The following is a 9,246-nucleotide window of genomic DNA, read 5'->3' on the forward strand; positions in this document are numbered from 1 at the left end:
AGGCCTAAAAAAACAGCACCTATGATTATAATGATAAAATTAACTGTAAATCCAACCTTGCCTATATCCCCGGTGTATTTTTTCCTTATAAGCATGGTTATTATATCTGTGCCCCCGGTGGATGCATTTCTTGAGAATACTAATCCATAGCCTATCCCGCATAAAACTCCTCCATAAATACAGTATAGAAGAGTGTCATTTATGTGAAGTATTCCGCTTAATGGCTCGGTGATAATCAATGACACAGATAAAGAAAGCATTCCTATGGCAGAATAAAAAGTAAAGTTTTTGCTCAGTTTATAGTAACTTAGAAAGAACAGAGGGATATTGATTAAAAACACTGTGAATCCAGCTTTAAACCCCGTCAAATACTGGACTATAAGTGCTATACCTGTAGCACCTCCGCTAAGTAGTCTCGCCTGGGCAAGAAACATATTTACGCCTAAAGATGCAATCAAACATCCTAAAAAAATGATGATTATGTCAAATATATAGGTCTTTTTACTTCTGATAAAATCCATTTGATTAGCCTCCACAGTAGTATTGTTTATGTATTTTAAACAAAATATCATAAATTATTATAAGTATTATTCCATAGATTTTTATAAATCATTAATTATAGTATCAGTTAAAAGAGTATAAGTAAACAGTGAAAAGGAAAAGAATTTATAAATAAAAAAGTTATAAATAAAGAACTTATAAATTATGAATATATTAAAATATCCATAAATAATAAGTTCTAAAAATTGCATTTTATTTATTATTTACTTGTATATTATACTTTGCGCATTTTAATGAAATGGTTCTGTGAGTTAAGCCAAGAGCTTTACCTGCTCTGTTGTAGCTTTTATATTTTTCCATGGCAGCTTTGATTATAGCCTTTTCATACTCCTCAAAGGGCAGCAGCTCCCCATCCACCGTTTTGATTAAATCCTCATTATGATCATGGATTGAATTTATATAAGAGGGGAGATCTTTTTCCGTAATTGTTTCACCCTCACATAGATTTAAAGCTCTTTCTATAATATTTTCCAGTTCCCTCACATTTCCAGGCCAGCTGTAATCCTGAAGAAGCTTAAGGCTTTTGATGTCTATACCTTTAATGGATTTTCCAAGCTTTGCATTAAACTTATTTATAAAATGCTCTGTAAGAGCACTTATGTCTTCTTGCCTTCGCCTTAAAGGAGGAAGGTTAATTGAAAGTACATTTAGCCTGTAATATAAATCTTCTCTAAAGCTTTCTTCCCTAAGCATAGCCTCAAGATCTTTATTTGTTGCCGCTATAACCCTAACGTCTATTTTTTGGGGTTTTAAACCACCCAATGCCTCAATTTCTCTTTCCTGTAGTGCTCTTAAAAGCTTTACCTGCATGGAGACAGGCATATCACCAATTTCATCTAGGAATAATGTTCCGCCATGAGCTAAAGCAAATTTACCGGGTTTACTCTTATTAGCACCTGTAAAAGCTCCTTTTTCGTATCCGAAAAGCTCACTTTCCAGCAGTGATTCAGGTATAGCGGCGGAGTTAACTTTAATAAAAGGCTTATCTTTTCTATCTGAATTGTTGTGTATTGCTTTAGCAATAAGTTCTTTACCGGTTCCGCTTTCTCCTGTAATAAGTACTGTGGATGTGCTTTGGGAAGCTTTTAGGCACATGGAGAGGACACTTTTTAAAGTTCCGCTGGAGCCAATAATGTCTCTGAAGGAGGAATTAAGCTGATTGTGCCGTATAAACTCATCCTTATAATATTTTAGCTCTTCTTCTGACTTTTCCAGTTTGCTTAATATTTCTTTTATTTCATTAATGGGTTTAGAGGTAGATATTACACCTTTGAAGTTCCCGTCGATAAATATAGGCTCTACGCTGGTTACTATATCCACTCCATATTTTGTGTGCAGTACATTTTCCAGCTTTTTTTTAGATTTTAATGCTTTCATTCTATAGCCTTTTGGTGAAATATCTGACAAATTTTTTCCTACTACGTCGTCATAATTCAGAGAAAAGTATGTTTTATATGAAGAATTAATATAAGTAATATCTCCGTATTCATCTACAAAACAAATGAGGTCATGGGAAGTTTCCAATAGCTTTCTGAATTTTTCATTTAACTCCTTCATTCCTATTAAATCTGACACATCTTGATAAACAGCCACAGCAGCTATTATCTTATCACCTGAGTAAATAGGACTTCTGCTGACCATAGCAATTTTATCATTGATATAATGCATTAACCCATAATGTTTTTCTCCTGATTTTAATATTTCAGGAAGGTCTGAAGAGCTCATAAATTGAAGTACCGGCTTTCCTATTACCTCTTCGTATTTAACTTCAAGGAAGCTTAGGGCATATTTATTTATAGAGGTAATGTTACAGTCGGTATCTATAACCAGAATACCTATAGGCAAATTGTCTAGAATTTGTTCGTTTGCTATTTTTGTTTCTTCTATAAAAGCGTCTATTTCTTTCATGGATTGAGTATTGCTGTTTATATGACTTTCTATATAGCTGCATAGCTCCAAAACCCCATCCTTACCATTTTCTCCTTCTCTGCAGGAGATTATTATGCTTTCATTTTGTCTGACCTTTAGAGAAATTAATGCAAGCATGCTGATTCCCAGAGGATCTTTATAGGGCGGTTTATGGATAAAGAGATTAACTTTATATTTACTTATAAGTTCTGAGGCTTTATTTACTATCATGGCAGCTATTCTAGTATGCAGGCCGTGCGGATCTTTAATAATAACTTCTTTTGAAAACATTATTTCATCCCCATATATTTGATTTGATAATTTTTATCAATATTGAAAAAACGTTGATAATTTTTATCATAGCATTATAATAGCATAATATAAGGCTTTCAAGCAATTATTAAAGTTGTAGGTGCTTTTTAGTATGATATATTTTATCAACATCATGGTAGTAAATAACTTTTTTTCTTTTTATAGTATTATGAAAATGGATTCGTTTTTAATATTATCCCTATATTTGATACATAAAAGGTGTAATTTATCTAAATATCAAGGTTTTTTATGTAAAATTTAGATTAACAATTCTTTTGGCATGTTAATTGCTATTTATAATAATCAAGTATAAGAATATAATATATATAATACAAGTGTTGCACTATTGTTGGTAATATAGCAGGAGGAGGAATTATATAATGATAAAAGGTATTGCTGCATCTAAAGGATATGCTATAGGTAAAGTATTTGTACATGAAGAAGTAGAGATAAAAATTGGCAGTGAAACTGTAGACAACATTGAAGGCGAAAAATCAAAGCTTCAGGAAGCGGTTTTAAAATCAAAAAATCAAATTAAAAAAATTAAAGAAAACACTATAAAATCTATGGGAGAAGAGAAAGCTGAAGTATTTGAAGCTCATCTTACTTTATTAGATGACCCTGAATTTGTAGGGGCCATGGAAATGGAAATTGACAATAACAAAAGTAATGCAATAAAAGCAGTGGATGACGTAATGAATACCTTTGTAATGATATTTGAAGGTATGGAAGACGAGTACATGAGAGAAAGAGCTGCTGATATTAAGGACGTTTCAAAGAGGATAATAGCAAACTTAGCAGGAAAGGACTTAAGCTCTTTTGCTATAGCAGAAGAAAATACCATAGTTGTAGCCCATGACTTAACTCCCTCAGATACTGCTCAATTAGATAAAGATAAGGTAATAGCCTTCCTGACTAATATAGGAGGAAGAACCTCTCATAGTGCAATTATGGCTAGAACCCTGGAAATCCCAGCAGTAGTAGGATTAAAGGATATAACCAAACAAGTGAAAAACGGAGATATAGTTATAGTAGATGGTATTGAAGGCCTGGTTATTGTAAATCCTGATGATAATGTAATTGAAGAATACAAAAATAAAAAGCAGGCATTTTTAGATGAAAAAGAAGAATTAAAGAAGCTAATAGACACTAAAACTAAAACCAGAGCAGGAAAGCGTATAGAAGTATCAGGAAATATAGGAAAGCCTCAGGATGTAGAACAGGTTATTGCAAACGGAGGAGACGGGATAGGCCTCTTCAGAACGGAGTTCTTATATATGGACAGAGATGAAATGCCTTCTGAAGAAGAGCAATATGAAGCATATAAATATGTGCTTGAAAGAATGGAAGGTAAGCCTGTAGTTATAAGAACTCTGGATATCGGGGGAGATAAGAAGCTGTCTTACTTAGAAATGCCTGAGGAAATGAACCCCTTCTTAGGATACAGAGCAATAAGATTATGTCTTGACAGACCTGAAATTTTTAAGGTTCAGTTAAGAGCTTTATTGAGAGCTTCAGTATACGGAAATTTAAAGGTTATGTTCCCTATGATATCTTCTTTAAAAGAGTATCAGCAGGCTATGGACATTGTATCAGAATGTAAGGCTGAACTTAAAGAAGAAGGTAAGTCATACAGCAAAGAAATAGAATGGGGAATAATGGTAGAAATTCCTGCAGCAGCGGTTAACGCTGATGAGCTTGCAAAACATGTGGATTTCTTCTCCATTGGAACCAATGATCTTATTCAATACAGCCTTGCTGCAGACAGGATGAGTGAAAAAGTTTCATATTTATATGATCCAATGCATCCTGCAGTGCTTAAATTAATCAAAATGACAATTGAAGGTGCACACAGCCAGGGAAAATGGTGCGGTATGTGCGGAGAAATGGCAGGAGACGAAGATGCTATTCCTACATTGGTTGAGTATGGACTGGATGAATTCTCTATGAGCTCCACATCCATCCTTCCTGCAAAGAAAATAATTATAGAATGCTAATAACGAAGCTGTAGTATGGTGAATTGTATAGTTCACTATACTGCAGCTTTGTTATTTCACTAAAGTTTTATCTTGAAAGTTAAAGAGATATATTCATTTACCCCTGTAATAATCACTATATGTTAAAGTATAAACAAATATTTACATTAATTATATAATATTGTATTATGGATATACGAGACATAATATATAAATACAGCAATATAAAGAAGAGTTTGTAAGCTAATATTAAATTTAAATTCTAAGGCGTCAGAGAATTTTAAATAATATTAGCTGAAATTTTTACAAGGAGGAATTTCATGCAGAGTTCAGTTGATTTAAACATTCCTGAAAACGTTTTAGGACGAGCTGTTACACCACCACGGAAGAAATTTAAAGAGGTTATAGTTCCCTATTTATATTTACTTCCTTCTCTTGTATTATTTTCGACCTTTGTATATTTCCCTTTCTTCAAAACTCTATACTTAAGCTTTAGCATTACCAACGCAAAGGGAAAGGTTGTAGAAATGGTAGGTATGGCCAATTATCTAGAGGTTATTAAATCACCGGAATTTAAAAATAGTCTTATGCTTACTTTTAAATTTGTTCCTATGCTGGCAATACCAACTTTAATAATAGGATTTATACTGGCGCTTATAGCAAACAATAAGATTAGAGGCAGTAAAGCATTTCAGCTTATGTTTTCCATGCCTATGGCCGTTGCTTCTGCACCTGCTGCTATAATATGGATGCTTATCTTTCACCCAAGTATAGGACTTATGAATTTCGTGTTAAGAGCGAATATCGGATGGCTTACAGATGAAAAATACGCTTTGATTTCAGTGGCTGTGGTAACAATATGGCTGAATCTCGGTGTTAACTTTATTTTTCTGCTTTCCGGTCTCAAGGGAATCCCTGAGGAGCTCATAGAAAGTGCATCTATTGATGGAGCAAATTATTTCCAAAAATTGTTTAAAATAATTATCCCTATGGTTTCCCCAACGCTGTTTTTTGTTATATTCATCGACATAATAAATGCATTTCAGGCTTTCGGGCAGGTTAAGCTCATGACTGGAGGAGGACCTAATGATGCTACAAATGTGTTGGTTCATTCCATATATAGAGAAGCTTTTTTTAATAATAGATTTGAAATGGCAAGCACTCAATCCGTTATATTATTCTGCATAATGCTGTTTATAACAATAATTCAGTTTAAATTTGAAAAGAAAGGAGTGTTCTATAAATAATGATAAGCAGAAACAAAAAAATAGCACTCTTTTTTGTAAGTGTGATATTGGGAATTATTATTATTTTTCCAATACTATATGCTCTTTCTATAAGCTTTATGGATCAGGGGGAGATATTTCAGTATCCACCTAAAATTTTTCCCGGCAGCTTTAGATTAGATAATTATAGAAAGGTCTTATCCACTGCTCCGATTTTTAAATTTATTATTAATAGTTTAATAGTTTCTTCAGCGGTTACCCTTGGTCAGATAATTACTGCCAGCCTAGCGGCTTATGCCTTTGCTTTTTATGATTTCAAAGGGAAAAAAGCTATATTTATAGCTATCCTGGCAACCATGATGATACCTGGAGAAGCCATAATAATAGCTAATTATTTGTCTATAGCATCCTGGAACTGGATTGACAGCTATCAGGGATTGATTGTACCTTATTTAACTTCTGCTATGGGTATATTTATGATGAGACAGTACTATCTCACTATACCTAAAGAATTAAGGGAGGCTTCTATAATAGACGGATGCAGCTCTTTTAAATTCCTTACTAAAATAGTTATTCCTTTGTCCAGACCAATAGTGGGAGCATTAGGAATATACGTATTTTTAATGACCTGGAATCAATATATGTGGCCGCTTTTGGTAACCAACGGTCCTCATAAACGAACTGTACAAATAGGCATAAGCATGCTTCAGTTTGCTGAAGCTCAGTCCTATGGAATTATAATGGCAGGAATAGTAATGATACTTATACCATCTATATTTATATTTATTGCCGGTCAGGAACAGCTGATAAAGGGTATGACATCAGGTGCGGTAAAGGGATAATTTTTACTTAAATAATTAAAGATTAAATAAAGATAATATTATAGGAGGTTTAATAATGAAAAAGAAGTTGCTTTCATTAATTTTAGCGGCATCTATGGTTACTATGATTACAGCTGGATGCTCCGGTTCTAATGATAATTCCGGAGCAAAGGGCGGAGGAACTACTGAATTAATATTCTGGCACTCCATGGGAGGTGCAGGAGGAGAAGCAATTAGCAAAATGGTTGAGGACTTTAATAAAAGTCAGGATAAAATTAAGGTTAATGCTGAGTATCAGGGTTCCTATGATGATGCTATAAACAAGATGAAGAGTTCACAGCAGGGAAATGCAGGACCGGATATAATGCAGCTTTATGATATAGGTACAAGATGGATGATAGATAGTGGTTATGCAGTACCCATGCAGCAGTTTATAGATGAAGATAAATTTGATATTTCATCCTTAGAAAAAAACATTCTTGGATATTATACCGTTAATGATAAACTATATTCTATGCCTTTTAACTCTTCTACTCCAATACTTTATTATAATAAAGATGCCTTCAAAGAAGCGGGACTAGATCCTGAAAAGGCTCCCAAAACCATGAAGGAATTACAGGAAATATCTGCAAAGCTTACTAAGAAAGAAGGCGACAAGGTTTCTCGTTATGGATATTCAATGGCGGTATATGGATGGTTCTTTGAACAGTTTGCCGCTAAACAGGGACTAGCCTTTGCAAATAACGAAAATGGAAGAAAAGACAAGGCTACTGCGGTGGAATTTGACAAAAATGGTGCTGGATTAAATATATTTAAGATGTGGAAGGAATTATACGATACAGGTAATGCAGGAAATTACGGAAGAAAGACAGCAGATACACAAAATGCCTTTAATGCAGGTAAAACAGCTATGATGATTGACTCAACTGCAGTACTAAACTCAATAATTAAAGGTACAAACGGAAAGTTTGAAGTGGGGACAGCTTTTCTTCCTTCTATTAATGAGGGGGATAAGGGAGGAGTATCTATAGGAGGAGGTTCTCTTTGGATACTGGATAATAAGGACAAGGAAAAAGGAAAAGCAGCCTGGGAATTCATTAAATTTATGGTTTCTCCTGAGCAGCAGGTATACTGGCATAAGAGCACAGGATACTTCCCAATAACACAAAAAGCTTATGACCTTCCTGAAATGAAGGAGCATCTGAAAAAATATCCTCAGTTCCAAACAGCTATTGATCAGCTTCATGCTTCTACTGTGGAATCAAGAGGCGCTTTATTAGGAGTATTCCCTCAAGCAAGACAGGTAATAGAAACAGAGATAGAAGGACTGCTTCAGAATAAATCTACACCGGAGCAGGCTGTAGAAAAAGCAGCTTCTACCATTAACACTGCATTGGAAAAGTACAATAAATCAAACAAATAAATACTTACAATGGAGAATTAGTAAACAGGATAAAATGTCCTATATAGGACTTTTATCCTGTTTTTACTTGTTTAATTTGATTTTTCTTATATTAATGCGGTTAAGTTTCATAAATTCCATTAAAATAGCAATCCCTGCACTAATAGCTTATTTAATAAAAAATGATAATGTGGTATTATAATTAAAGGAGAGGGAGGCTTCTCCCTTTTATTTGGTTAGATTATAAAAGGATTTTTAGGTTAGAATATTATACAAATTATAATGGTGGAGGATAGATTATGGAAAAAGAAATTTTAAAGCCCTCTATATTACCGGGATTTCTGGAGCTGCTGCCTTCAGAACAGATAGCATTTAACAAGATGAAGGATACTATCAGAAGGAATTATGAAAAATACGGGTTTATTCCTCAAGAGACTCCTTTAATTGAAAAGTCGGAAGTTCTTCTTGCTAAGGGTGGAGGAGAAACTGAAAAACAGATTTATAGATTCAACAAAGGAGACAGCGATTTATCTTTAAGATTTGATCTTACAGTTCCTCTTGCAAGATATGTAGCACAGCATATGTCTTCCTTAACCTTTCCATACAGAAGATATCAAATTGGTAAGGTTTATAGGGGAGAAAGAAATCAAAAGGGAAGATTCAGGGAATTCTATCAATGCGATATAGATATAATAGGTAATGGAAAACTGAGCATAATAAATGATGCTGAAATACCAAGCATAATATATTCTACCTTTAAGGATTTAGGTTTTGATTCTTTTACCATAAACATAAATAACAGAAAAATATTAAACGGCTTTTTTGAAGCATTGAGTATCTCAAGTAAAACAGAAGTGCTAAGAATCATAGATAAGCTGGATAAGATAGGAATTGAATCAGTAAAAAGAGAGCTTAGAGAACAGGGAATATCTGAAGAGTCTATAAGTAAAATTCAACAGTTTATTTCCATAGAAGGTACTCCTGAAGAAACCTTTAATTCACTTAAGGAGCTGAAGGTTTCTGGAGATGAGTTTGTTGAA

The 9,246-nt window shown here is 33.8% G+C and carries 7 protein-coding genes; 5 read left to right on the plus strand and 2 right to left on the minus strand.

Annotated features, from left to right (window positions below; all coding sequences use genetic code 11):
- Nucleotides 1-521: YitT family protein (locus TA89_RS00900; RefSeq protein ID WP_040210125.1), on the minus strand; the 521-nt coding region annotated here is incomplete at its 3' end.
- Nucleotides 522-753: 232 nt separating this feature from the next.
- Nucleotides 754-2,760: a sigma 54-interacting transcriptional regulator gene (locus tag TA89_RS00905; protein ID WP_040210127.1), complete on the minus strand. Its 2,007-nt coding sequence runs from the start codon at nt 2,758-2,760 to the stop codon at nt 754-756.
- Between the two features lie 401 nt (nt 2,761-3,161).
- On the opposite strand from TA89_RS00905, the gene ptsP reads away from it, so the two are divergent.
- The 5 genes from ptsP to TA89_RS00930 form a co-directional block, all read left to right on the plus strand.
- Nucleotides 3,162-4,778, plus strand: a complete 1,617-nt coding sequence (ptsP, locus tag TA89_RS00910; RefSeq protein WP_040210130.1) for a phosphoenolpyruvate--protein phosphotransferase — start codon at nt 3,162-3,164, stop codon at nt 4,776-4,778.
- A gap of 299 nt (nt 4,779-5,077) precedes the next feature.
- Nucleotides 5,078-6,004, plus strand: coding sequence for a carbohydrate ABC transporter permease (locus tag TA89_RS00915; protein ID WP_082023794.1), 927 nt, complete (start codon nt 5,078-5,080; stop codon nt 6,002-6,004).
- Entirely contained in the window at nt 6,004-6,825 is an 822-nt protein-coding gene (locus TA89_RS00920) for a carbohydrate ABC transporter permease (RefSeq protein ID WP_040210131.1), read from the plus strand. Before TA89_RS00915 ends, TA89_RS00920 begins: the two co-directional genes overlap by 1 nt.
- A 55-nt stretch (nt 6,826-6,880) precedes the next feature.
- Nucleotides 6,881-8,227: an ABC transporter substrate-binding protein gene (locus TA89_RS00925; protein ID WP_040210134.1), complete on the plus strand. Its 1,347-nt coding sequence runs from the start codon at nt 6,881-6,883 to the stop codon at nt 8,225-8,227.
- Between the two features lie 278 nt (nt 8,228-8,505).
- On the plus strand, nt 8,506-9,246 hold a 741-nt coding region (locus TA89_RS00930), incomplete at its 3' end, for an ATP phosphoribosyltransferase regulatory subunit (protein WP_040210135.1).

Source organism: Clostridium polynesiense, assembly GCF_000820705.1.
Classification (GTDB): domain Bacteria; phylum Bacillota; class Clostridia; order Clostridiales; family Clostridiaceae; genus Clostridium_AA; species Clostridium_AA polynesiense.